23 protein-coding genes are annotated in these 22,523 nt (G+C 71.7%); 12 read left to right on the top strand and 11 right to left on the bottom strand.

Annotated features, from left to right (window positions below):
- The first annotated feature begins 206 nt into the window (after positions 1 to 206).
- The gene (locus tag LWJ43_RS26945; RefSeq protein ID WP_277334784.1) at positions 207 to 632 is read left to right on the top strand and encodes an ASCH domain-containing protein; all 426 of its coding nucleotides are present in this window, start codon (positions 207 to 209) and stop codon (positions 630 to 632) included.
- Positions 633 to 676: 44 nt separating this feature from the next.
- Here LWJ43_RS26945 and LWJ43_RS26940 read toward each other — a convergent pair whose 3' ends face one another.
- Positions 677 to 2,332: an FAD-binding dehydrogenase gene (locus LWJ43_RS26940; RefSeq protein ID WP_277334783.1), complete on the bottom strand. Its 1,656-nt coding sequence runs from the start codon at positions 2,330 to 2,332 to the stop codon at positions 677 to 679.
- A gap of 163 nt (positions 2,333 to 2,495) precedes the next feature.
- On the opposite strand from LWJ43_RS26940, the gene LWJ43_RS26935 reads away from it, so the two are divergent.
- Genes LWJ43_RS26935 through LWJ43_RS26920 form a run of 4 tightly spaced genes read left to right on the top strand, consistent with a single transcriptional unit; the run spans position 2,496 to position 4,636 of the window.
- Positions 2,496 to 3,413, top strand: coding sequence for a DMT family transporter (locus LWJ43_RS26935; protein WP_277334782.1), 918 nt, complete (start codon positions 2,496 to 2,498; stop codon positions 3,411 to 3,413).
- Positions 3,400 to 3,936: an NUDIX hydrolase gene (locus LWJ43_RS26930; protein WP_277334781.1), complete on the top strand. Its 537-nt coding sequence runs from the start codon at positions 3,400 to 3,402 to the stop codon at positions 3,934 to 3,936. Before LWJ43_RS26935 ends, LWJ43_RS26930 begins: the two co-directional genes overlap by 14 nt.
- The gene (locus LWJ43_RS26925) at positions 3,933 to 4,328 is read left to right on the top strand and encodes a YidH family protein (protein ID WP_277334780.1); all 396 of its coding nucleotides are present in this window, start codon (positions 3,933 to 3,935) and stop codon (positions 4,326 to 4,328) included. Before LWJ43_RS26930 ends, LWJ43_RS26925 begins: the two co-directional genes overlap by 4 nt.
- Positions 4,325 to 4,636: a DUF202 domain-containing protein gene (locus tag LWJ43_RS26920; protein WP_277334779.1), complete on the top strand. Its 312-nt coding sequence runs from the start codon at positions 4,325 to 4,327 to the stop codon at positions 4,634 to 4,636. The genes LWJ43_RS26925 and LWJ43_RS26920 overlap by 4 nt, the downstream gene beginning before the upstream one ends.
- A gap of 46 nt (positions 4,637 to 4,682) precedes the next feature.
- Here LWJ43_RS26920 and LWJ43_RS26915 read toward each other — a convergent pair whose 3' ends face one another.
- Positions 4,683 to 5,618, bottom strand: coding sequence for an NADP-dependent oxidoreductase (locus LWJ43_RS26915; RefSeq protein ID WP_277334778.1), 936 nt, complete (start codon positions 5,616 to 5,618; stop codon positions 4,683 to 4,685).
- Positions 5,619 to 5,776: 158 nt separating this feature from the next.
- On the opposite strand from LWJ43_RS26915, the gene LWJ43_RS26910 reads away from it, so the two are divergent.
- Both LWJ43_RS26910 and LWJ43_RS26905 read left to right on the top strand, forming a co-directional pair.
- Positions 5,777 to 6,799: a phosphotransferase family protein gene (locus LWJ43_RS26910; protein WP_277334777.1), complete on the top strand. Its 1,023-nt coding sequence runs from the start codon at positions 5,777 to 5,779 to the stop codon at positions 6,797 to 6,799.
- Between the two features lie 7 nt (positions 6,800 to 6,806).
- The gene (locus tag LWJ43_RS26905) at positions 6,807 to 8,021 is read left to right on the top strand and encodes an acyl-CoA dehydrogenase family protein (RefSeq protein ID WP_277334776.1); all 1,215 of its coding nucleotides are present in this window, start codon (positions 6,807 to 6,809) and stop codon (positions 8,019 to 8,021) included.
- A 94-nt stretch (positions 8,022 to 8,115) separates the two neighbouring features.
- Here the strand turns inward: LWJ43_RS26905 and LWJ43_RS26900 are convergent, their stop codons facing one another.
- Entirely contained in the window at positions 8,116 to 9,423 is a 1,308-nt protein-coding gene (locus LWJ43_RS26900; protein ID WP_277334775.1) for a M28 family metallopeptidase, read from the bottom strand.
- Positions 9,424 to 9,732: 309 nt separating this feature from the next.
- Here LWJ43_RS26900 and LWJ43_RS26895 point away from each other — a divergent pair, with 309 nt between their 5' ends.
- Positions 9,733 to 10,185, top strand: a complete 453-nt coding sequence (locus tag LWJ43_RS26895; RefSeq protein WP_277334774.1) for a LysR substrate-binding domain-containing protein — start codon at positions 9,733 to 9,735, stop codon at positions 10,183 to 10,185.
- On the opposite strand, the gene LWJ43_RS26890 is transcribed toward LWJ43_RS26895, so the two are convergent.
- The 3 genes from LWJ43_RS26890 to LWJ43_RS26880 are packed head-to-tail and all read right to left on the bottom strand — an operon-like array spanning position 10,124 to position 13,184.
- The gene (locus LWJ43_RS26890; RefSeq protein WP_277334773.1) at positions 10,124 to 10,717 is read right to left on the bottom strand and encodes a TetR/AcrR family transcriptional regulator; all 594 of its coding nucleotides are present in this window, start codon (positions 10,715 to 10,717) and stop codon (positions 10,124 to 10,126) included. The two genes, LWJ43_RS26895 and LWJ43_RS26890, sit on opposite strands and share 62 nt — an antisense overlap.
- Positions 10,718 to 10,755: 38 nt before the next feature.
- Positions 10,756 to 12,423 (bottom strand): AMP-binding protein, encoded by a 1,668-nt coding sequence (locus tag LWJ43_RS26885; RefSeq protein ID WP_277334772.1) that lies wholly within the window; start codon positions 12,421 to 12,423, stop codon positions 10,756 to 10,758.
- Entirely contained in the window at positions 12,420 to 13,184 is a 765-nt protein-coding gene (locus LWJ43_RS26880) for an SDR family oxidoreductase (protein ID WP_277334771.1), read from the bottom strand. Before LWJ43_RS26880 ends, LWJ43_RS26885 begins: the two co-directional genes overlap by 4 nt.
- A 172-nt stretch (positions 13,185 to 13,356) precedes the next feature.
- Here LWJ43_RS26880 and LWJ43_RS26875 point away from each other — a divergent pair, with 172 nt between their 5' ends.
- The gene (locus LWJ43_RS26875; RefSeq protein ID WP_277334770.1) at positions 13,357 to 14,619 is read left to right on the top strand and encodes an exo-beta-N-acetylmuramidase NamZ family protein; all 1,263 of its coding nucleotides are present in this window, start codon (positions 13,357 to 13,359) and stop codon (positions 14,617 to 14,619) included.
- A gap of 66 nt (positions 14,620 to 14,685) precedes the next feature.
- Here the strand turns inward: LWJ43_RS26875 and LWJ43_RS26870 are convergent, their stop codons facing one another.
- On the bottom strand, positions 14,686 to 17,514 hold the full coding sequence (locus LWJ43_RS26870) for a penicillin acylase family protein (protein WP_277334769.1): 2,829 nt from the start codon (positions 17,512 to 17,514) through the stop codon (positions 14,686 to 14,688).
- Positions 17,515 to 17,735: 221 nt separating this feature from the next.
- On the opposite strand from LWJ43_RS26870, the gene LWJ43_RS26865 reads away from it, so the two are divergent.
- On the top strand, positions 17,736 to 18,347 hold the full coding sequence (locus LWJ43_RS26865; protein ID WP_277334768.1) for a hypothetical protein: 612 nt from the start codon (positions 17,736 to 17,738) through the stop codon (positions 18,345 to 18,347).
- Positions 18,348 to 18,390: 43 nt separating this feature from the next.
- On the opposite strand, the gene soxR is transcribed toward LWJ43_RS26865, so the two are convergent.
- The gene (soxR, locus tag LWJ43_RS26860) at positions 18,391 to 18,864 is read right to left on the bottom strand and encodes a redox-sensitive transcriptional activator SoxR (protein WP_277334767.1); all 474 of its coding nucleotides are present in this window, start codon (positions 18,862 to 18,864) and stop codon (positions 18,391 to 18,393) included.
- A 158-nt stretch (positions 18,865 to 19,022) separates the two neighbouring features.
- Between soxR and LWJ43_RS26855 the strand changes: the two genes are divergently transcribed.
- Positions 19,023 to 19,484 (top strand): MaoC family dehydratase, encoded by a 462-nt coding sequence (locus tag LWJ43_RS26855; protein ID WP_014157137.1) that lies wholly within the window; start codon positions 19,023 to 19,025, stop codon positions 19,482 to 19,484.
- Between the two features lie 58 nt (positions 19,485 to 19,542).
- On the opposite strand, the gene LWJ43_RS26850 is transcribed toward LWJ43_RS26855, so the two are convergent.
- The 3 genes from LWJ43_RS26850 to LWJ43_RS26840 all read right to left on the bottom strand — a co-directional run bounded on the left by LWJ43_RS26850 (position 19,543) and on the right by LWJ43_RS26840 (position 21,778).
- Positions 19,543 to 20,166: a TetR/AcrR family transcriptional regulator gene (locus LWJ43_RS26850; protein WP_277334766.1), complete on the bottom strand. Its 624-nt coding sequence runs from the start codon at positions 20,164 to 20,166 to the stop codon at positions 19,543 to 19,545.
- Between the two features lie 83 nt (positions 20,167 to 20,249).
- On the bottom strand, positions 20,250 to 20,540 hold the full coding sequence (locus tag LWJ43_RS26845) for a YiaA/YiaB family inner membrane protein (protein ID WP_277334765.1): 291 nt from the start codon (positions 20,538 to 20,540) through the stop codon (positions 20,250 to 20,252).
- 86 nt (positions 20,541 to 20,626) lie between these two features.
- A complete protein-coding gene (locus LWJ43_RS26840) occupies positions 20,627 to 21,778 on the bottom strand; it encodes an acyl-CoA dehydrogenase family protein (RefSeq protein WP_277334764.1) in 1,152 nt (383 codons plus the stop codon).
- A 65-nt stretch (positions 21,779 to 21,843) separates the two neighbouring features.
- On the opposite strand from LWJ43_RS26840, the gene LWJ43_RS26835 reads away from it, so the two are divergent.
- Entirely contained in the window at positions 21,844 to 22,515 is a 672-nt protein-coding gene (locus LWJ43_RS26835) for a TetR/AcrR family transcriptional regulator (protein WP_277334763.1), read from the top strand.
- Positions 22,516 to 22,523: the final 8 nt, after the last annotated feature.

Here is a 22,523-nt window from a genome sequence, read left to right as displayed (position 1 = left end):
CACATTCCGATGCGCTGTGCGAGCAGACGGTCGCGCACAGCAAAGCGGTAGGCAAGGCTCGGAGTCAAGGCCGACCCTGCCCCAACTGGGTTCGTCCGCAAGGCGGTTGACGCCCATGGAGGTGCGGGCCACGCCGTTCACGCAGTTCGCGGGCCGCCTACGGGAGTGACGGACGGGGCAGGGGTGACGCGTGCCACACTGCCGCCATGGACAACCGTGAACCGCTCAAGCCCTTCCTGCTCGCATTCCCCGGGCCGCTGCGCGACCGGTTGGTGGCGGCCGTGCTCTCGGGCGAGAAGGTCTCCACCTCCGGGCTGCTCGCCGAGTACGAGGCCGAGCGGGAGGAACTGCCGCCGGTGGGTGAGCGGTCCGCGGTCATCGACTCCGACGGGCGGGAGGTCGCCGTCGTCGAGGTCACGGAGGTGCGCGTGCTGCCGCTGGGGTCGGTGGGGTTGCAGCACGCCCTCGACGAGGGCGAGGGGTACGCGTCCGTGGCCGAGTGGCGGGCGGGGCACGAGGTGTTCTGGCACAGCGAGGAGATGCGGGAGGCGCTGGGGGACCCCGGTTTCACCGTGGACGACGGGACGATGATCGTGGCGGAGCGGTTCCGGGTGGTGGAGCGGCTCGCCTGAGGGCCGGCGCCCGTCACGTAGGCGCCGGCCGTCGGACGGGACCGTCAGCCGACCGCCTTCGCCGCCGCCCGGCCCGCGGCCCGGCCGGAGAAGATGCAGCCGCCCAGGAACGTGCCCTCCAGCGACCGGTAGCCGTGCACCCCGCCGCCGCCGAAGCCCGCCGCCTCCCCCGCCGCGTACACCCCGGCCAGCGGCGTGCCGTCCTCGGTCAGCACACGGGAGGACAGGTCCGTCTCCAGGCCTCCGAGTGACTTGCGGGTCAGGATGTTGAGCCGCACGGCGATCAGGGGGCCGGCCGCGGGGTCGAGGATGCGGTGCGGCTTCGCCGTGCGGATCAGCTTGTCCCCCAGGTAGGAGCGGGCGCCGTTGATCGCAGTGATCTGGAGGTCCTTGGTGAAGGGGTTGGCGACCTCGCGGTCCCGGGCGGTGATCTCGCGGCGCAGGTCGTCCTCGTCGATCAGTGCTTGCCCGGTGAGCGCGTTCATCCCCCGTACGAGCGCGCCGAGGTCCTTCTCGACGACGAAGTCCACGCCCTTGTCCATGAACGCCTGCACCGGTCCGGGGACGTCGGCGCGGGCCCTGCCGATCACGTCGCGCACCGACTTCCCGGTCAGGTCCGGGTTCTGCTCGGAGCCCGAGAGGGCGAACTCCTTGCCGATGATCTTCCGGTCGAGGACGAACCAGGTGTAGCCGTGGCCGGACCTCATGATGTGTTCGAGGGTGCCCAGCGTGTCGAAGCCGGGGAACAGCGGGACCGGGAGCCGCTTGCCGCGGGCGTCCAGCCAGAGGGAGGACGGGCCGGGCAGGATGCGGATGCCGTGCTTGTCCCAGATCGGGTTCCAGTTCTCGATGCCCTCGGTGTAGTGCCACATCCGGTCGCGGTTGATGTGGTGGGCGCCCGCCTTCTCGGCGATGCCCAGCATCAGCCCGTCGACGTGGGCGGGGACCCCGGAGAGCATCTTCTCCGGCGGGGTGCCCAGCCGCGCGGGCCACTGGGCGCGCACGAGGTCGTGGTTGCCCCCGATGCCCCCGGAGGTGACGATCACGGCCTGCGCCCTGAGCTCGAACGCGCCGCTGGTCTCGCGGCTGCTCGCGGTGCCCCGCTCGGCGCCGCTCTCCTCCAGGATCTCGCCGGTGACCGTGTCGACCTCTCCGGCCGAGCGGCCGAGGCCGGTCACCCTGTGACGGAAGCGTGCCTGGACCAGGCCCTTCGCCATCCCCTCGCGGACCCTCCGCTCGAAGGGGGCGACGACGCCGGGGCCGGTGCCCCAGGTGATGTGGAAGCGGGGGACGGAGTTGCCGTGGCCCGTCGCGTCGTAGCCGCCGCGTTCCGCCCAGCCGACGACGGGGAAGAGCCGCAGCCCCTGGGCGTGCAGCCAGGACCGCTTCTCCCCCGCCGCGAAGTCGACGTACGCCTCGGCCCACCGCCGTGGCCAGTGGTCCTCCTCGCGGTCGAAGCCGGCCGTGCCGTACCAGTCCTGGAGGGCCAGTTCACGGCTGTCCTTGACGCGCATCCGGCGCTGTTCGGGCGAGTCGACGAGGAAGAGTCCGCCGAAGGACCAGTGCGCCTGGCCACCCATGGACTGCTCGGGCTCCTGGTCGAGCAGGATCACCGTGCGGCCCGCGTCGACGAGCTCGGCGGTGGCCACCAGCCCCGCGAGCCCAGCCCCGATCACGATCACATCAGCGTCGTACGCCATGGGGTTCCGTCCTTCGGGGCATGCGGGGCGGCCCGGCGCGGGTCACGGCCCGGTAAGAAGTTACTGGTGCGTCAGATCTTGGGCAGCGGCCGCCCCTCACGTCAACCGTCCGGGCGACGGCGGCTTCACGCCTCCCGTACCGCCGCGGGGCTATCGTCGGACCGTGTCCTTGCTGGTAATCCTGCTCTCCGTGGGCGCCGCGTGCTGCACGGGTTTCGGTTTCGTCCTGCAGCAGGACGCGGCACGCCGCGCGCCGCAGAGCGATTTCCTCTCCCCCCGGCTGCTGCTGGACCTGATGAGGGTGCCGAGCTGGCTGGCCGGCATCGGCCTGATGATCTGCGGCATGGCCCTGGGGGCGCTCGCGCTCGGACGGGGCGAGGTGTCCGTCGTCGAACCCCTGCTGGCCACCAATCTGCTGTTCGCCCTGGCGCTGGCGCGCTTCTTCACCGGCCAGCGTCTGGGACGCCAGGGCTGGGGCGGCCTCTGGCTCCTGGCCGGCGGTGTCACCGCGTTCCTGCTGGCCGGCGAGCCGCGCGGCGGCGAGGCGGTGACGGAGCCGTTGCGGCACTGGCTGGTGATCGGTGTGGTGGTGGGGCTCGCGCTGACGCTGACCGCCTTCGCCCGGCACCCGCGCACGCCGTGGGCACCCGCCATGCTGGGGCTGGCGGGTGGACTGCTCTACGGCCTGCAGGACGCGCTGACCCGTGTCTGCGCCCTGCGGTTCGACGAGGGCGGCTGGGGCGCCCTGTTCTCCGGCTGGCAGCCCTACGCGCTCGTCGTCATGGGGGTGACCAGCCTGATCCTCGTCCAGAGCGCGTTCGAGGCGGGCCCGCTGCGGATGTCGCTCCCGGCACTGACCGCCGCGCAGCCACTGGCGGGGATCGTCTGCGGGATCGGCTTCCTCGGCGACCAGGTGCGCACGGACACCGGGGCGCTGGCCTGGCAGGCGGCCGGGCTGGCGGCGATCGTGACGGGGATCGTGCTGCTGGGGCTGCACCCCGCGATGCCGGAGGGCAAGGAGCGGCACGGTTCCACGGCCGCCGACCGGTTGATGTTGGATGGGCCTCATGACTCCGGCTGACGAGATCCTGGACATTGTCGACGAGAACGACGAGGTCGTGGGGCAGGCACCCCGCGGGGAGGCGACCGCGCGGGGCCTGCGCCACCGCGCCGTCTTCATCGAGGCGAGGGACGCGGCGGGCCGGCTGTTCGTCCACCGGAGGACGGCCACCAAAATGGTCTTCCCCTCGCACCACGACATGTTCGTCGGCGGGGTGGTGGGCGCGGGCGAGTCGTACGACGAGGCGGCGCTGCGCGAGGCGGAGGAGGAGCTGGGGGTGTCGGGCCTCCCCCGCCCCACTCCGCTCTTCAAGTTCCTCTACGAGGACGGCGGCACCGGGCACAGCTGGTGGTCGTACGTCTACGAGGTGCGCTGCGACCTGCCCGTACGGCCCCAGGTGGAGGAGGTCGACCAGTACGACTTCCTGACCGACGCCGAGCTGGAGGGCCGGCTGGACGACCGGCCGTGGGTGCCGGACGGCCTGGCTGCCTACCACCGGCTCCGGAGGTTCCGGGCCGGTGGCGGTGCGGGGCCCACCGCGTGAGCGACTTCACGCGCGGACTGCGGCTGTGGTTCGCCCCGGAGCGGATCCGCGAGGAGGGCGACACCCCGGACTACCGCTTCTCCCTCGCCAACGAGCGCACCTTCCTCGCCTGGATCCGGACGGCTCTCGCACTCATCGGCGGCGGCTTCGCGGTCGACCAGTTCCTGCCCGGGCTGGCCTGGGGCATCCGCGCGGGCCTGGCCCTCGGACTGCTGGCCGCCGGGGTGCTCTGCGCACTGCGGGCCGTCAACCACTGGGTACGGTGCGAGCGCGCGATGCGGCGCGGCGAGGACCTGCCCGCGTCGCGGTTCCCCACGCTGCTCAGCCTCGTGGTCGCGGTGGTGGCGGTCGCGATGGTGGTGGTGGTCGTGTTCGGATGGGAGGGCCGGTGACCGGCCAGGTCCGGGATCCCGGACTGCAGCCCGAGCGGACGCGGCTGGCCTGGCGCCGCACCACCCTGGCGTGCACCGTGGTGGCCGTGCTGGGGGTGCGCCAGGCACTGGTCGGCGGGGTGACCGGGCCCGCGGTCCTCGCGGTGGCCGCGAGCCTGCTGGCCTGGCTGGGCTTCCTCGCGGTGGCGCACCGCCGGGTGACGCGCATGGGGACGGCCGAACCCGCGCCGCTGCCGCCCCGCCACGCCCTGGCGGCGGTCGCGTGCACGGTCGCGCTCGCGGTGTTCGCCGCCGCGACGCTGTTCTGAGTGACGCCGGCTGTCCGGTCCGCACGGGCTCGGTCCGCCGGAGGACTCAGTCGTCCCAGGGCACCGTGACGACGATCTTGCCGCGGGTGCGTCCCTGTTCGTTGAGCCGGTAGGCGTCTGCGGCCTGCTCCAGGGTGAAGACCTGGTCCACGTGGACGGAGACGATGCCCTGCTCGGCGAGTCCCGCGAGGTGGGCGAGGTCCTCGGCGTCGGGGCGCACGAAGGCGTAGTGCCCGCCGTAGGAGAAGACCTCGGCGTCGGCGATGGACGCGAGCCGGCCCTCGGGCGCCAGGGTCTCGGCGGAGACGCGGAGCGCCTCCCCGCCGACCGTGTCGAACGCCGCGTCGAAGCCGCCGGGGACGAGGTCCCGGAGCCGGGCGGCGAGTCCGTCGCCGTACTCCACGGGTTCGCCGCCCAGCCGGGTCACGTAGTCGTGGTTGTGGGGTCCCGCCGTGCCGATGACGCGGCAGCCCGCGTGCCGGGCGAGCTGGACGGCGAGCGAGCCGACCCCTCCGGCGGCCGCGTGGACGAGCACGGTCTCGCCCTCCTGGATCCTCAGGGTGCGGTGCAGCACCTGGTGCGCGGTGAGCCCGCACAGCGGAAGGCCCGCCGCCTCCTCGAAGCCGATGCTCAGGGGCTTGCGGGCGAGGGTGCGCACGGGGGCGGCGACGTACTCGGCGAAGGTGCCGCGCGAGAGGAAGTCCTCGCGGACGTAGCCGATGACCTCGTCCCCCACCGCGAACTCGTCGACGGCGGCGCCGGGCTGGACCACGACACCGGAGACGTCCCAGCCGGGGATGACGGGGAAGACCGCTTCCAGACCCGCCTGAAGATAGCCTTCACGGGCCTTCCAGTCGACCGGGTTCACGGCGGCCGCCCGCACCTTCACCAGGACCGAGTCGGGCCCTACCTTCGGGTCGGGCCGCTCGCCGTACTCCAGGACGTCGGCCGAGCCGTACCTGCTGTAGCTGATCGCCTTCATCCTCCGACCATCAGGGCGGGCCCGGGCCCCCGCAACTCCTGCGGCGACCGGAGCGGGGAGCCGGAGATCACTCCTCGGATTCCGGGCGGACACTGGACGACATACCGACTGGTCGGCATCATGGTTCCGACCGTTCGACAGCCCCGGAGGTGCGCCCCATGAGCCCAGTCCACCCGCCAGGTCTCGATCTCGACCTGCTGCGCGGCCATCTCGACCGTGAGCGGCCGGGGCTGGTGAACGGACCGCTCGACGCCCGGGTGATCGAGGGCGGCCGCTCGAACCTCACCTACGTCGTCACCGACGGCTCCGGACAGTGGGTCGTGCGCCGGCCTCCCCTGGGGCACGTGCTCGCCACCGCGCACGACATGAAGCGTGAGCACCGGGTGATCAGCGCGCTCCACTCCACGGCGGTCCCGGTGCCCGAGACCCTCCTGCTGTGCGAGGACGACGCGGTCATCGGCTCGCCCTTCTACGTCATGGAGTACGTCGAGGGCACGCCCTACCGCACCGCCGAGCAGCTCGCCCCGCTCGGTGCCGAGCGTACGAGGGCCGTCGTGCTGGGGCTCGTGGACACCCTGGTGGACCTGCACGCCGTCGAACCGGCGGCCGTCGGCCTGGGCGACTTCGGGCGCCCGGAGGGCTTCCTGGACCGGCAGTTGCGGCGCTGGGGCAAGCAGCTGGACGCCTCACGCAACCGGGAACTGGCCGGGATCGACGAGCTGCACGCCGCGCTCGGCCGTGCGCTCCCCGCCTCCCCCGCGCCGACCGTCGTGCACGGGGACTACCGCCTGGACAACGTGCTGATCGGCCGGGACGACCGGATCAAGGCGGTCCTGGACTGGGAGATGTCCACGCTCGGCGACCCGCTGACCGACCTCGGCCTGCTGGTGATGTACAGCTCCGACCTGGGGCTGCCCGAGTCGCCCGTCTCCACCACGAGCGGTGCCGCAGGCCACCCGGGCCCGGCCGAGCTGATCGAGCGCTACGCCGCCCGCTCCGGCCGCGACACCTCGGCCATCGCCTGGTACACGGCGTTCGCGTGGTTCAAGCTCGCCGTGATCCTCGAGGGCATCCACTACCGCTACACCCTGGGCCAGACCGTCGGAGCCGGTTTCGACCGCATCGGCGACCTGGTCCCCGTCTTCATCGCGCACGGCCTCACCACCCTCCAGGAAGGCTGATCACCCCGTGGACTTCGCATTCGACGCACGTACCGAAGAGCTGCGCACGAAGCTGCTCGCGTTCATGGACGAGCACGTCCACCCCGCCGAGGAGGTCGCCGAGCATCAGCGCGCGCTCCTGGCGTCCCCCTGGGACACCCCGCGGATCGTGGAGGACCTCAAGGCGGAGGCGCGCGGGCGGGGGCTGTGGAACCTCTTCCTCCCGGACGCGGAGTACGGGGCGGGGCTGACGAACCTGCAGTACGCCCCGCTGGCGGAGATCACCGGCCGCAGCCCGCACCTGGCCCCGACGGCGCTGAACTGCGCGGCCCCGGACACCGGGAACATGGAGGTGCTCTCCCAGTTCGGCTCCGAGGAGCAGCGGAAGCAGTGGCTGGAGCCGCTGCTGGCCGGGGAGATCCGCTCGGCCTTCGCGATGACGGAGCCGGAGGTGGCCTCGTCGGACGCGACGAACATCGAGACCCGCATCACGCGCGACGGCGACTCCTATGTGATCAACGGGCGCAAGTGGTACATCTCCGGGGCGATGAACCCGGACTGCGCGGTCTTCATCGTGATGGGCAAGACCGACCCGGACAACGAGGACATCCGCCGCCAGCAGTCCATGATCCTCGTCCCGCGTGACACCCCGGGCCTCGAGGTGCGCCGCGCGATGCGGGTGTACGGCTACGAGGACCACCCCCACGGCGGCCACGCCGAGGTCGTCTTCGGCGACGTACGGGTGCCCGCCGCGAACCTGATCGGCGAGGAGGGCGGCGGCTTCGCCATCGCGCAGGCGCGGCTGGGTCCGGGACGCATCCACCACTGCATGCGGCTGATCGGAATGGCCGAGCGCGCGATCGAGCTGATGTGCCGTCGGGCCGTGGCACGTACGGCCTTCGGCAAGCCGCTCGCCCAGCAGGGCGTCGTGCAGAACTGGATCGCGGACGCCCGGGTGACGGTGGAGCAACTGCGGCTGCTGGTGCTGAAGACGGCCTGGCTGATGGACACGGTGGGCAACCGCGGGGCGCACACGGAGATCCAGGCGATCAAGATCGCCACACCGCGCGCGGTCTGCGACATCCTCGACCGGGCGGTGCAGCTGTACGGCGCCGGCGGGGTCAGTCAGGACTTCCCGTTGGCCGAGCTCTGGTCCTCGGCCCGGACGCTGCGGCTGGCGGACGGACCCGACGAGGTGCACCAGCGGTCGCTGGCGCGGCGCGAGATCAAGAAGTACCTCTGACCCGGTGCGGGGAGGCGCCGGGTGCGGCGCCTCCCCGGCGGGTTCGGGCTGCGGGGCCCGTGCACGGATGCCGCGCACGGGCCCCGGCCGCGGGTCAGAAGGTGAGCTGCCAGCTGTCGACGTAGCCGGTGTCCTGCGCGGCGACATCCCGCACCTGCAGCTTCCAGGTCCCGTTGGCGGTCTCGCTCGACGCGTTGACCGTGTACGTCGCGATCACGTTGTCGGCCGAGTCGCTGCTGCTGGAGTTCTTCAGGCGGTACGCGGTCCCGTCGGGTGCGAGCAGGTCGACGACGAGGTCGCCGCGGTAGGTGTGCTTGATGTCGACCCCGACCTGGAGCGCGGACGGGGCGTTACCCGTTCGGCCGGTGACCGCGACCGAGGAGGTCACCGCGGCACCGTTGTCGGGCACGGCCACGTTGGCGGCGTTGCTGAAGACGGTTCCGGTGGGCGGGGTGACCGTCCCGGCGGACAGGGCCCACACCGCGTGGGCCACCGCGTCGCTGTTGCGGTCCAGGGCCGTGTCGTTGATGTTCGTGGCCGTGTCGCACGACGAGTGGTAGCAGCGGTCGAAGGCCTGGCCGGCGGTGCCGCCCCACTTCTGGGCCTGGGCGCTGGTCTTCGTGTAGTCCGCGCCGGAGAAGAGTCCGCCCACCGGCACGCCCACGTTCTTGAACGGGGCGTGGTCGGAACGGCCGTCGCCCTCGGTCTCGATCTCCGTGGGTATCGACAGACCGGCGTAGTAGTCCTTGAAGGTCTGCTCGATCACCGGGTCGTCGTCGTAGACGAAGTAGCCGGGGTTGGGCGAGCCGATCATGTCGAAGTTGAGGTAGCCGGCGAGCTTGGCGCGCTCGGTGGTGGCCAGGTTGTTGACGTAGTACTTCGATCCGACGAGCCCCAGCTCCTCGGCGCCCCACCAGGCGAAGCGCAGGTGCTTGTCCGGTGCGAGCTGCGCCCGTGAGACGGCGAGGGCGGTCTCCAGCACGGCCGCCGATCCGGAGCCGTTGTCGTTGATCCCGGCGCCCGAGGTCACCGAGTCGAGGTGGGAGCCGGCCATGAGGACCTGGTTGGGGTCCCCGCCGGGCCAGTCGGCGATCAGGTTGTATCCGGTGGCGCCGCCGGAGGTGAACTGCTGGAGCGCCGTGGTGTATCCGGCGGCGTCCAGCTCGGCCTTCACGTAGTCGACCGAGGCCTTGTAACCGGCGCGCCCGTGGGCCCTGTTGCCGCCGTTGGCGGTGGCGATCGACTGGAACTGGGTGAGGTGCGCCTTGACGTTGGCGAGCGGGATGTCGGGGGCCGCGGCGACGGCCGCGGGAGCGGCCTGGACGGCCGGGGCCGCGGTCGTCAGCAGGGCGGCGGCCGCGAGCGCGGCCACGGGAATTGATCTGAGGCGGGCGAGGTTCATCGAAGGCTCCGGATTCCGTTCGGGGACTGACGGAACGTGCGGGGGTCCCCGGCCGTGCACGACCGGGGCCTGGAGCTGGCGGTGCCAGTGCGCCCCCGATGCTCAAGGAATGTCCGCGTACCGTCAAGGGCGGGATTCGGACAGCACAGTCCGTATATCGGACACGCGGGGCGCTGTCAGAGGCCGACGGACTCGACCGGGAACTGCTCCAGCGGTATCTCGTAGTCCTCCGCCATGCCGTGGTTCAGTAGACCCTCCTGCCCGTCGCTTCCATGGATCACCGCGTTCGCCACCTGGCACGAGGAGCTCGTGCTGATCACCGCACCGGGCCATCCGCTGGCGAGCGCCGGGCGCACGCTGATCAGGGATCTCGCCGACGAACCGTTCGTGGACTTCCGGGCGGGCACCGGTCTGGAGACCGCCGTGCGCAGGCTGGCCGACCATTGCGGTCTGGAACGCGCGATCACCTGCGACGTCACCCAGATCCGGCTGCTCGTCGATCTCGTCAGGACGGGGATCGGCGGGGCGATCGTGCCACGCCGTATCGGTGAGGAGGGCGGGCTGCCGTGCATCAGCGTCCGTCAGCCCGATCCGGGGCGGACGGTGGTGCGGGTGGGCCGGTCCCCCGCACCGCGCGATCCGGCGGCCGGGGCGCTGCTGGAGCAGCTGGCCGACGGCCGGGCGGGCGCCGGGGACGCCGTCAGGGGCGCAGGGCCCTCAGCAGCAGGTCGGCCAGGTGGTCCGCGACCTCCTGCTGGCTGAGGGGGCCGTCCGGGCTGTACCAGGTGGACAGGTGGTGGACCGAGCCGAAGTGGTAGTCGACCACCAGGTCGGCCGGGGTCGCCGTGGAGAACACCCCGGCCCGCTGCCCTTCCTCGATCAGGGCCCGGAAGCGCTCGTGGTAGCGGCGGCGCTCGATCCGTACCTGCTTGTTCTTCTCCGGGCTCAGGTGGTGCATGGAGCGGAAGAAGATCGAGGCGTCGTCGAGGTTCTCGATGGTGGTGACGACCACGTCCGCCGCGGCGTCGCGCAACCGCCGCTCGACCGGCGCCTCCGCGTTCGCGAAGGCGTCGAGCCGCTCCTGCTGGAGCCGCAGCACCCGGGCGTAGACCTCGTGGAGGAGGTCCTCCTTGGAGCCGAAGTAGTGGTAGAGCGCGCCTTTGGTGACGCCCGCCGCCTCGACGATCTCCTGGACGGAGGTGCGGTCGTAGCCGCGCTCCGCGAAGAGCCGGGTGGCGGCGGCCAGCAGCCTCTGGGGGACGGGCGCACCGTCCCCGTCCGTCGCCTTGGCCATTGCCGCCACCTGCCCTCTCGTACCGTGCGTGAACTGTTCTACCGGGGGGAACGCAGTTCCCGCCTGAGGATCTTCCCACTCGCCGTCTTCGGGAGCTCGGTCAGGATCTCCACCTCACGCGGGTACTTGTACGCGGCGAGCCGTTCCTTGCAGTAGGCGCTCAGCTCGCCCGGTTCGGCCCCGGCGCCCGGCCGCAGGCTGACGTAGGCACGTACCGTCTCCCCGCGGTAGGCGTCGGGAACGCCCACGACGGCCGCCTCACGGACCGCCGGGTGGGTGTAGAGGACGTCCTCGACCTCCCGGGGCCAGACCTTGAAGCCGGAGGCGTTGATCATGTCCTTCTTGCGGTCCACGACGTAGAGCCAGCCCGCCGTGTCCATGAAGCCGATGTCCCCGGTGCGCAGCTCACCGTCGGGGAAGGCGGCCTCGGTGGCCTCGGGCAGGTTCCAGTAGCCGGAGACGACCTGCGGCCCTCGCACGGCGATCTCGCCCTGCTCACCGAAGGGGACGTCGTCGCCCTTCTCGTCGATGATCCTGACCACGGTGTCGGGTCCCGGGACGCCGACGGAGAGGGTTCCGGAGACCGGGTCCACGGGCGCCTCGTGCTCGGGCGGGACCGAGGCGCAGGGCGCGGTGCACTCCGTGAGTCCGTAGCCGTTGCGGATGTACGGGCCGAAGCCGTCGCGGAACTTCTCGACCAGCGCGGGCGGGAGGGGCGCGCCGCCCGAGGAGATGACCTCGAAGGAGGCGAAGTGGTCCCGGGTGGCATCCGGGTGCGCCGCGAGCGCCATGAAGGCGGTCGACGGCCCCACGGTGTAGGCCGGCCGGTGCTCCGCGAAGGCCTCCAGGACGACGCTCGCCTCGAAGCGGTAGGCCAGGACCAGGGTGCCCGCGTTGGCGACGCAGGCGGCGAGCTGGCACACCATGCCGGTGATGTGGAAGAGCGGGGCGAGGGCGAAGTAGGCGGAGCCCTCGTCGATGGGGTGGCCCGCCCGCTGCCGCTCGGCGTTGACCATGATGTTGCCGTGGGAGTTCATGGCTCCCTTCGGGGTGCCGCTCGTCCCGGAGGTGTAGCTGATGAGGGCCGTGTCCCCCGAGGTGAGCTCGCGGCCGGCCGGCGCGGCGAGTCCGCCGCGCGCCACGGCCACCAGGTCGCGGGCCAGGTCGTCGGGGCCGGGCGCGGGGAGCCGTCCGAAGCCGAGCACGCGCGGGTCGTCGGCCGACTGGAGGTCGAGCTCGCAGGCGGTGAGTGCGATCGTCACGCTCGGGGCGGCCTCGGCGGTGGCCCGGAGGTAGGACTCCCAGGCGCGGTCGGAGCAGATCAGCGCGGTGACCTCGGCGTCCTTCAGTACGTGACCGACCTCGCCGGACTTGTACATCGGGTTGAGCGGGACGACGGTCGCCCCGGCCTTCCACGCGCCGAGCAGCGCGAGGACGAAGTGCGGGGTGTTCTGGAGCATGATCGCCACGCGGTCGCCGCGCCGCAGCCCCTCGGCGGCGAGGTGCCCTGCAACGGAGTCCGACAGTCCGTCGGTCTCGCGGTAGCTGAGGCGTCCGTCGAAATAGGCGAGGGCGGTGTGCTCCGGGGCGCGCCCGACGGCCGCCCGGAAGGCGTGGACCACGGTCTCGGCGGGGTGCACGGGGGCGAGCTGCGCCTCACTGAGGAGGGCCGTCCAGGGCTTCGCCGCGTAGATCGAGTCGGTCATGCTCCGGCTTCCTCCCACTTCTGCTGCAGGTGGTTCATGCTGCCGAGCCAGTGGTCGGGGTCCTTGGCGCGGGCACGGTGGTAGCCGGCAACCTCGGGGTGCGGCAGGACCAGGAAGCGGTCCTGTTCCATGGCTTCGAACAGGGCGTCGGCGACGGCCTCCGGCTCGATCGCGGTGGGCGCGAGCACGAGGTCGCCCGCGGTACCGGCGGCCGTGAGCATGTCGGTGCGCACGCCCTGGGGGCAGATCGTGTGAACCTTCACGCCGCGGTGCCGGTAGGTCAGCGAGAGCCACTCCGCGAAGGCGACGGCTCCGTGCTTGGTGACGCTGTACGGGGCGGCGCCGATCATCGTCAGCAGCCCGGCGGCCGAGGCGGTGGACACGAAGCGGCCGCTCCCCCGCTCCAGCCAGTCCGGCAGCAGCGCCCTGGCCGCGCGCACATGGGACATGACGTTGACGTCCCAGGCCGCGGCCCAGACGTCCTCCTCGGCGAAGGCGTCCCCGCCCGACGCGAGGCCGGCGTTGGCGCAGTAGACGTCGACCGTGCCGCCGAGGGCCTCGCGAGCGGCGTCCACGATGCCGGAGGCGTCCCCGGCGACGACGGTGCCGCCGATCTCCTCGGCGAGCGCCTCCACCCGGCCGCCGTCCAGGTCGTTGACGACGACCCGCGCGCCCTCCGCGGCGAATCTCCGGGCCAGAGCGGCTCCGATCCCGCCCCCGGCTCCGGTCACCACTACGCCAGCGCCCTGCACCGTACTCATCGATCCCGCCTCTCTCAGCCGTCCTCCTCGGCAGACTAACCAGTCGGTATGTGATCGGGGAAGGGGTTCGGGGCAGGACTGGGAATCTGCCCAGTCGTGGCCGTTCCGTGTGGCCCGCACCCGCGCTAGCGTGCGTGACCATGACAGTCGACGCGATCATGGAGGTAGCGGAATGACCCTGTCCAGGCGTGGTTTGCTGGCTGCCGGCGGTGCGATGGGGGCCCTCGCGACGACCGCCGCCGGGCCGGGGACGGCCGTGGCCGCCGGCCACGGAGCCGGGCGTGCCCGGGTCCGTACCGGCTTCGACCGGCTGGCCGCCGACGGGTACCGGCTGCTCGCCGGGCAGAAGGTGGGCGTCGTCACCAACCCGACGGGGATCACCACCGACGTCCGGCACATCGTCGACGTGATGCACCCCGACGAGCGGGTGAACCTGACGGCGGTCTTCGGCCCCGAGCACGGCTTCCGGGGGACCGCGCAGGCCGGCGGTTCGGAGGGGCGGTACGACGACCCGGCGACCGGGCTGCCGGTCTACGACACGTATCTGAAGAGCGGGCAGCCGCTGGCCGACGTCTTCACGGCGTCCGGTGTGGACACGGTGGTCTTCGACATCCAGGACGCCGGCTCCCGGTTCTACACCTACATCTGGACCCTGTACGACTGCATGGAGGCGGCGGCGCTCGCGGGCAAGCGCCTCGTCGTCCTGGACCGGCCCAACCCGGTCACCGGCAGGGCGGCCCTGGGGCCCGTGCTCGATCCGGCCTTCGCGACCTTCGTGGGACGCCGGGAGATCTCCCAGGCGCACGGCATGACGGTGGCGGAGCTGGCGCTCCTCTTCAACGCGGAGTTCCTGGCGGACCGTCCGGTGGAGCTGGACGTCGTGAAGATGTCCGGGTGGCGGCGTGCGGACTTCTTCGACGCCACGGGGCTGCCGTGGGTGCCGCCCAGCCCCAACATGCCGACGCCGGAGACGGCGGTGGTCTACTCCGGGACCTGCCTGTTCGAGGGGACGAACCTCTCCGAGGGCCGGGGCACGACGCGGCCCTTCGAACTGCTGGGCGCGGAGGGCGTCGACCACCGGTGGGCGGCGGCCGCGAACGCGCTGGACCTGCCCGGAGTGGCCTTCCGCGAGGCGTACTTCGCGCCGACGTTCTCCAAGTTCCAGGGAAGGACGGTCGGCGGGGTGCAGGTGCACGTCCAGGACCGGGAGGCGTTCGACCCCGTACGCACCGGTATCGCTCTGCTGGTCACGGCGAAGCGGACGTGGAGCGGATTCGCGTGGCGGGCGGACAACTGGATCGACAAGCTCACGGGCAACACCCGGGTCCGCACGATGATCGACGCGGGAGCGGACACGGACGAGGTGGTGGGTGCCTGGGCCGCCGACCTCGCCGCGTTCCGGAAGACGCGGAAGGAACATCTGCTGTACCGGTGAGGGCCGGGACCGCCCTGCGCGCCGGGGGAACCCGGCCCGCAGGGCGGTCGAGGCCGCCGGGCGGACTCAGCGGTGCGAGGGGAACTCCACGACCTGCTGGTACGTCGGGCGGTTCTGCCAGTGGATCGACTTCTGCGAGATCCCGCCCAGCGGACGGTGCACGATCGAGTCGGTGCACCACTGCTCGCCGGCCTTGCAGCTGTCGTCACCCGGATAGACCGTGGTTACGGGTGCGGCCGCCGCCTCCTTCAGGGTGCTGAGCAGCGCGGAACGGCAGGCGCTCAGGTCGCCCCCGCCGCAGTACGTCTTCGCCAGGGGGCCCTTGACCGACTGGCCGAGGACCTGGCGCAGGTCCTTGTCGGCGAAGCCCCACCAGCCGTACTGGAACGCGGATCCGCTGTGCGCCCCGCTCGGTCCGTGGCTGGCCGCGGGGGACTCGTCGGTGGCGAGGTTCGCGGTCAGCGCCGTGTAGAGGCCGTCGCCGAGGCCGGGACGGAACTCCGCCTCGACCAGCTTCGGCCACCACGCGTCCATGATCCGTACCGCGTCGGCGTGCGTGTACGTGTGCGATCCGGGGCTGGTCTCCTTGCGCTGTGCGCCGGCGGCCCGCCAGGAGTCGAGCTGCTGGACCACCGCGTCGAGCGCCGGGTCGGTGACCGGCTGGGAGCGCAGCACCTTCAGGAGTTCGGGCAGCAGCTGCTCGCCTCGCAGGTCGGTGAGGGCGGCCTCCTCCATGGCGCGGGTGAGGGACGCGCGGGTCACCCCGCCGGCCGCCACCAGCGCGGACACCCTGTCGTCGAGCAGGTCGCCCCGGTGTACGGCGCCGAAGCCGAACGCGGCGGTGGAGTAGTCCTTGGCCTGACGGTTGTTCCAGGAGATGTAGTAGTCCTGGCCGCTGGAGTGCGGGTGCTCGGCGAAGGGGGTGTAGTCGGTGGTGTTGGCCGCCGGGTCGAAGCCCCGCCACTCGTACGCCTCTTCGGCCTTGACCGGCAGGGCGGCGTCCACCCCGGCGGCGCGCACCGGGTTCATGCCGCTGTTGTAGAAGGCCGTGGTGCGCGAGTCGGCGTAGAACCAGTTGAAGGCGTAGTCGATGTTGCTCGCCGCCTGCTGGAAGGAGGCGGCGTCGGTCACGACCGCGGGGTCGTTGAGCATCTGGAAGCCGATGATCGAGTCGGCCTCGTGCCGGTAGGTGGTGCGCAGCGAGGTGTACGCGACAGGCTTTCCGCCCACCGTGGCACGGTGGCTGACGATGCCGTGGTCGGTGCGCCAGACCTGCATGCGGTAGGAGCCCTTGGCGGTGGAGTCGGCGACGGTGGGCTTCCAGGAGTTGGTGCGCTCCAGCTTCTCCATGGCCTTGCAGGCGCCGTCGGCGCGGTAGTGCGTGGAACTCTTCGTGGGCGCGGAGCCGTCGGGTTCGCACAGCTCGACCGCGTAGGTGTCGGTGATGTCCTGGGCGGCGGAGGTCGCGCTCCAGGCGTAGTCCTGGCCGCGGCCCATCTGGATGTACATGCCGACACCCGCGAAGGAGACACCGCGGGCGCTGATCCCGGGGCCCTGGAGCTCCTGGAGCATCATCAGCTGCGGGGCGAAGTAACCGGTCTGGGGGCCCATCACGGCGACCGGGTTGCCGCTCGCGGTGTGCTTGCCGGAGACCAGGAGGGCGTTGGACATCCCGCGCTTCTGGGCGCCCTCACCGGATCCGGGCAGCGAACCCTCCGGGATCACGCCGTCGTCGTACATGCCCTGGAGCGGGGCGAGGGCGGCGGGCGCCTTCACGGGGGCCTTGGCGCCGGTGCCGGCCGAGCCGGTGCGGTCGTAGATCAGCGGTTCGGGGGTGACCGAGCCCGGGTCGGGAAGGGCGGTGCCCCGGGCGTTGTCGGGCTTGCCCGCGTACGGGAACGAGGTGCCGTCGTGGACGGTGAGGACGGCCTCGGGGTCGTTGCGCTGGCGGAAGGACTCCCAGACCCGGGTGCCCTCCTGGACCCCGTACTTCTGCTGGGCGGCGAGCAGCGAGAGCGCTGCCTGGACCTCGCCGCCCCCTCCCCCGCCGAACTGCCCGCCGACGACCGAGGCGATCGAGATCAGGTCGGTGAGCTCGAACGGCTGGATCTCGCCGACGTTGGTGATCGAGTCGATCTTTCCGGTGAGGACGTACTCACCCGGGAAGTAGCGGCCGTTCTTCGACTTCACCCGGTAGGCGTTGATGCCGTCGACGTAGGCCTGCGCGTCGGCCATCGCCTGCTCGCCCCGCGCGCCCTCCGTGGTCCTGATCCATTCGACCTGGGCCTCGAGGTCCGCCTCGGTGTAAGGGGCCTGCGGCCAGAACTGCTGCTCCAGGCCCTGGTTGGCGAGTGCTCCCCCGGCGAAGGACGTCAGCTCGCCGCGTCCGATGTGCCGGAAGAGGTCCATCAGCCACAGCCGGTCCTGCCCGGCGGCGAACCCGGCGCCGAACTCGGTGCCGTAGCGGGTGGTGCCCTTGATGTGCGGGACGCCGCTCTTCTTGTCCCGGGTGATCGTGACGTCCTCGCGCGGCTTCGTCGTGGACTCGACCTGGTCGGCGGCGACCCCGAAGGAGGCGTCGTTGAAGAAGTCGGTCAGCTTCTGGTCGGTGAGGCCCGTGTGGCCGGCGACCAGCGCGTCGTAGCGGTCGAGCTGGTCGTCGCTGTGCGCGGGGTGTGTGCCGAACGCCTTGTTGCCGAGGATCTCCACGAGCGTGGCGTTGCCGTTCGCGCCGGGCGGCAGGATGTCGGCACACTGGGCCAGGCAGTGGTCGGTGACGGCGAGGGGCTCCGGCTCCGCGGCCCCGGCGCCGGGCGCTGCGGCGAGCAGGGACGTACCGAGAGCGAGAACGGCCGCGACTGTGGCGGCTCTGAGCGTGCGGGTGCGTGGGGGCATGCGTGCTCCTCCGGGTGGCCGATGCGCCGGAGGTTACTGGCGGTAGGCCTCGCCGGTAAGATGAACATCAGTCACTTTTTCCGAATCGTCACACGCCGCCGCACGGCCTCACGTGGACCATCTCACTCCGTGGACGGAATTCACCCTTGGATGGAGCCGAACCGGGCAGTCGTACGTCCATCCCTTGACGCCGAAGTACGAGCGACGGAGGTGGCAGTGCCATGGCCGGTTTCCGGAGTCTTGCGAGACAGGTCCGCGATCCACGGGGCGATCTGGCTTTGCGGCGGTACTCGCTGCGCAAATGCCTGGAGCGGTTCGCCCCTTACGGTCACCGGGCGACCTGGGATCATCTGTGCGCCCGGCACGGTATCGAACCCGAGGACAGGGCCCCCGACCCGGGGCGGCTGGTCCGGGCGCTGGAGGAACTGGAGGAGGCGCGGGCCGTCTGGCTCGCCTACGAGGCGGGCTTCGCCGAGCGGCGGCGCCGCGAGAAGCACGACGGGCTGCGGAGGCCCGGAACGTTCGACGACTGGCACAGGCGGACCTGGGGCGGCAACGGGATCGCACACTGCGAGGACCCGGGGGTCCATCCCAGCGCACCTCTGGGCGAGGTCCTGGGACGGCTCATCTCGGCCCTGGGCGCGAAACCCGGCGCGGCGTGCCCGGTCTGCACGGGGACAGGCATCGTCTGGCGGCAGGACCTGGACCGCGAACCGTGGGCGGGACCGGTCTGCACGGGGTGCGGCATCGTGGTCCCCCGGCCCGTCCTGACACCGGGGGCACTGACCGAGGCGAGAAGAGCGCGGACGAGGGAGCTGGCCTCGGCGGCCTGACGGGCGGGGAACAAGCAGGCCGGCCCCCGGCGCGGGGCCTCGCTCAGGTGCGGTCCGCCGCACCCCGCTCGGGCATGAGCCGCGACCCGGTCAGCCGGTCACCGAAGACGTCGTCGGGATTGGACAGCACACAGGTGTCCAGCGACAGGCACCCGCAGCCGATGCAGTCGGTGAGGTGGTCGCGCAGCCGCCCCAGCTGCTTGATCCGCTCGTCGAGCTCCGAGCGCCACGCCCTGGAGAGCCGGGCCCAGTCCTCGTGGTTCGGCGTGCGCTCCTCCGGCAGCTCGGCCAGCGCCTCCCTGACGGTGGCGAGGGGGATGCCCACCCGCTGCGCCGCCCGGACGAACGCCACACGGCGCAGCGCGTCCCTGGTGTAGCGACGCTGGTTGCCACTGGTCCGGTTGCTGCTGATCAGCCCCTTGGACTCGTAGAAGTGAAGGGCCGACACCGCGGCACCGCTGCGGGCGGAGAGCTGGCCGACGGTGAGTTCTTGGTATGACTGCGGGATCTGCGGCACTCCCCGAACCCTAATGGCCGCACCTCGGCCCCTGTCGCCACTTCGGAAACCGGGCGGTCCCTCGTTGACAGGGAAGCGCGGTCCAACCATGCTGAGCAAGCGCTTAGACATCGCCCCGGAGAGGGCGGCCGACAGCCCGGAAGGCAGGGACCACGAACATGGCAGAGCCGAAGATCTTCACGTCCGCACAGGAACTGCGGGACGGGGTGGGCCAGGAACTCGGTCACAGCGACTGGCTGGAGATCGAGCAGAAGAGGATCGACCAGTTCGCCGAGGCCACCGGCGACCACCAGTGGATCCACGTGGACCCGGAGCGCGCCGCGGCCGGGCCGTTCGGCACGACGATCGCGCACGGCTACCTGACGCTGTCTCTGCTGCCGGTGCTCGTCCCGCAGATCCTGCGGGTCGAGGGCGCGAAGATGGGCATCAACTACGGGACCAACAAGGTCCGCTTCCCCTCGACCGTCCCGGTGGGCTCCCGGCTGCGCGCCACGGCCGTGCTCAAGGACGTCGAGGAGGCGGGGGGCGGTGTGCAGGTGACCGCCCTCGTCACCGTCGAGCGCGAGGGCGGCGACAAGCCGGCCTGTGTCGCGGAGTCGGTGTCGCGCTACTACTTCTGAGGCGCGCCGCCGTCCGGGGCCGGTGCGGAGTGCGCCGGGCCCGCGGGGGCGCCCGGCGTCACTTCTGGGCGCCCACCATGCGCAGGACGAGGTCCGCGTAAAGGGTGCCGACCTCCTCGGGAGTCCGGCTGCCCTGCGCGTTGAACCAGCGCGCCACGTCGATGCAGAGGGACAGCACGGCGAGCGTGGTGCCCGGGACGTCGGGGACGTCGAACTCGCCGGCCCGGACCCCCTCGCTGATGATCCGGCGCACCGCGGCGTCGCTCTTCCTGCGCAGGGCCACGATCTCCGCGCGGTGCTCGTCGCCGAGCGCCTCCAGTTCGTACTGGACCACGCGGGCCGTGGTGTGACGCTCGGCGTGCCAGCGGACGAAGGACCGGACGGCGTCGGCGAGCCGGTCGGACGCGGTGCCACCGCTGTCGGCCGCTGTCTCCAGGAGGCGCAGCGCGCGGTCGTGACCGATCCGGCTGATCCGGTGGAGCAGCTCTTCCTTCGTCTTGTAGTGGATGTAGAGCGCGGCGGGGCTCATTCCGGCCCGGCCGGCGATGTCACGGGTGGTGGTCGCGTGGTAGCCGCGCTCGGCGAAGGCCTCGACGGCGGCGACGAGCAGTCGCCGTGCCGCTTCGGGCGTCACCTCGCCCCACGGCGTGTCCTCGCCGTCGGTGTCCTCCGCCGTGCTCATCGCCACATGCCCCTTTCGCCCGCAGGACGAACACCATACCCCGAACCTGAGCAAGCGCTTAGAGCGCTCCCGGGGTGAGGCCGTCAGAGCTTCTGGAAGGGATCGTGCTCGGCGAGGATCTTCTCCAGCCTGGCCTGGTCGACCCGGCTGACGATCTGCCCCGCCTCCTGCCGGTCCCTGATGACCTTGGCGAGGGTGAAGCAGGACGTGACGAGGTAGAGGACGCCGATGGCGAGGAAGGCCCGCACCCAGGCGTCGGCGTCGAGGAAGAAGATGCCGAGGGCCACCGCGCCCGTCGCCACCCCGAAGGAGAGGACGGCCTGCCCGTAGAAGGCGGCGGTGCTCTGCTGCTTGACCGATGTCGTCTCACTCATGTGGCACAGCATCCGCCGCGGTGGAGTACGCCGGCATCCGCCGGCGTACTCACGCGGTACTCAGAAGAGGTACCGGCACGGCGGGATCAGAAGGCCGACACCCCCGTGAGCGCCCGGCCGATGATCAGTTTCTGGATCTGGCTGGTGCCCTCGTACAGGGTCATCACGCGGGCGTCCCTGACCAGCTTGCCGACGGGGTACTCGTCGATGTAGCCGTACCCGCCGAAGACCTGCAGGGCGTTGTTGGCCGCCCGGACCGCGGCCTCGGAGGCGAAGAGCTTGGCCGTGGACGCCGCGGTGGCGAAGTCCTGTCCGCGGTCGACGAGGTCGGCGACGCGCCAGGTCAGCATGCGGGCGGCGTCGACGTCCACGGAGATGTCGCTGATGAGCTCCTGGACGAGCTGGTAGCCCGCGATGGACTTGCCGAACTGTTCACGCTCGCCCGCGTAGCGCACGGCCGCGTCCAGCGCGGCCTGGGCGATGCCGACACAGCCGGCCGCCACCGACATCCGGCCCTTGGCCAGGGCGGACATGGCGACGGAGAAGCCCTTGCCCTCGGGGCCCAGGAGGGTGGAGGCGGGGACCCGGACGTCCTCCAGCACCAGTTCGGCCGTGGCCTGGCCGCGCAGTCCGAGCTTGCCGTGGACCGTGCGCCGGGTCAGGCCGGGCGCGTCGGCCGGCACCAGGAAGGCGGAGACGCCCCTGTGCCCCGGGGTGTCACCGGTGCGGGCGAAGAGCAGGACGACATCGGCCCAGGTCCCGTTGGTGATGAACATCTTGGAGCCGTTGATGACGTAGTCGTCGCCGTCACGCACGGCCTTCGTGGCGAGGTTCCCCGCGTCGGATCCGGTGCCCGGCTCGGTGAGGCCGAAGCAGCCGACGGCCTCGCCCGCGGTGAGCTCCGGCAGCCACTGCCGCTTCTGCTCCTCACTGCCCCAGGAGGCGATCGTCTTGGCGACCAGGCCGAGCGAGACGGACACGATGCCGCGCACCGAGGAGTCGCCGCGGCCGAGCTCCTCGGTCACCAGGCAGTAGGCGAGATGGTCGCCTCCGGAGCCGCCGTACTCCTCCGGGATCGTCAGTCCGAGGAAGCCGAGGGCACCCAGCTTCTTCACTATCGACTTGTCGACGCTCTCGGCGCGGTCCCATTCGACGACATGCGGGGTGATCTCCCGCGCGACGAAGTCCTCGGCGAGCTGCCGGACGGCGTCCTGCTCCTCGCTCAGCTCCAGGTTCATCCTGCGACACCCCACTTTTAATTAGCACTGCTAGTTTTAAGCCTGCAGGCCCTACTATGTGCCGCATGGCCCGACCGCGCAAGCCCCTCCTCAGCAGAGACCGCATCGTCGAGGCGGCGAGCGCCCTCGTCGACGCGGAGGGGCTGGACGCCGTCTCGACCCGCCGGCTCGCCGCCGGGCTGGGCGTCAGCGGACCCTCGCTCTACAACCACTTCCGGAACAAGGACGAGATCCTCGACGCGGTCGCCGACGCCGTGTCCGCCCAGGTCGACCTGTCGATGTTCGAGGAGGACGACCCGCGCGACTGGCCCGCCGCCCTGCACGACTGGGCCGTCTCCTACCGCGCCGCGCTCGCCGCGCACCCGCACATCGTCCCGGTGCTCGCCCAGGGACCCGGCCGCCGTCCCGCCGGCCTGCGGGTGGCCGACGCGGTCTTCGGGGCCATGGTCCGGGCCGGCTGGCCGCCCGCCCAGGCCACCTACATCGGCGCGCTGATGCGCTACTTCATCACCGGGTCCGCGCTGGGCTCCTTCGCCCGCGGGTTCGTCGACGACGAGACGGCGTACGACCCGGCCGACTACCCCCACCTCGGCCAGGCCCACCTGCTGGCCGACCGCCGTCAGCAGGTCGACGAGGGTGCCTTCGAGACCGGGCTGCGGGCCCTGCTGGACGGCCTCGCGTTCCAGTACGAGCAGACGGTCGAGCGCACCGTTCGGCCCGCGCCGAACGGTGCCTGACGCATCCT

The sequence above is a fragment of the Streptomyces sp. JH34 genome (assembly GCF_029428875.1).
Lineage (GTDB): Bacteria > Actinomycetota > Actinomycetes > Streptomycetales > Streptomycetaceae > Streptomyces.
This window is presented reverse-complemented; position numbering and strand designations above follow the sequence as displayed.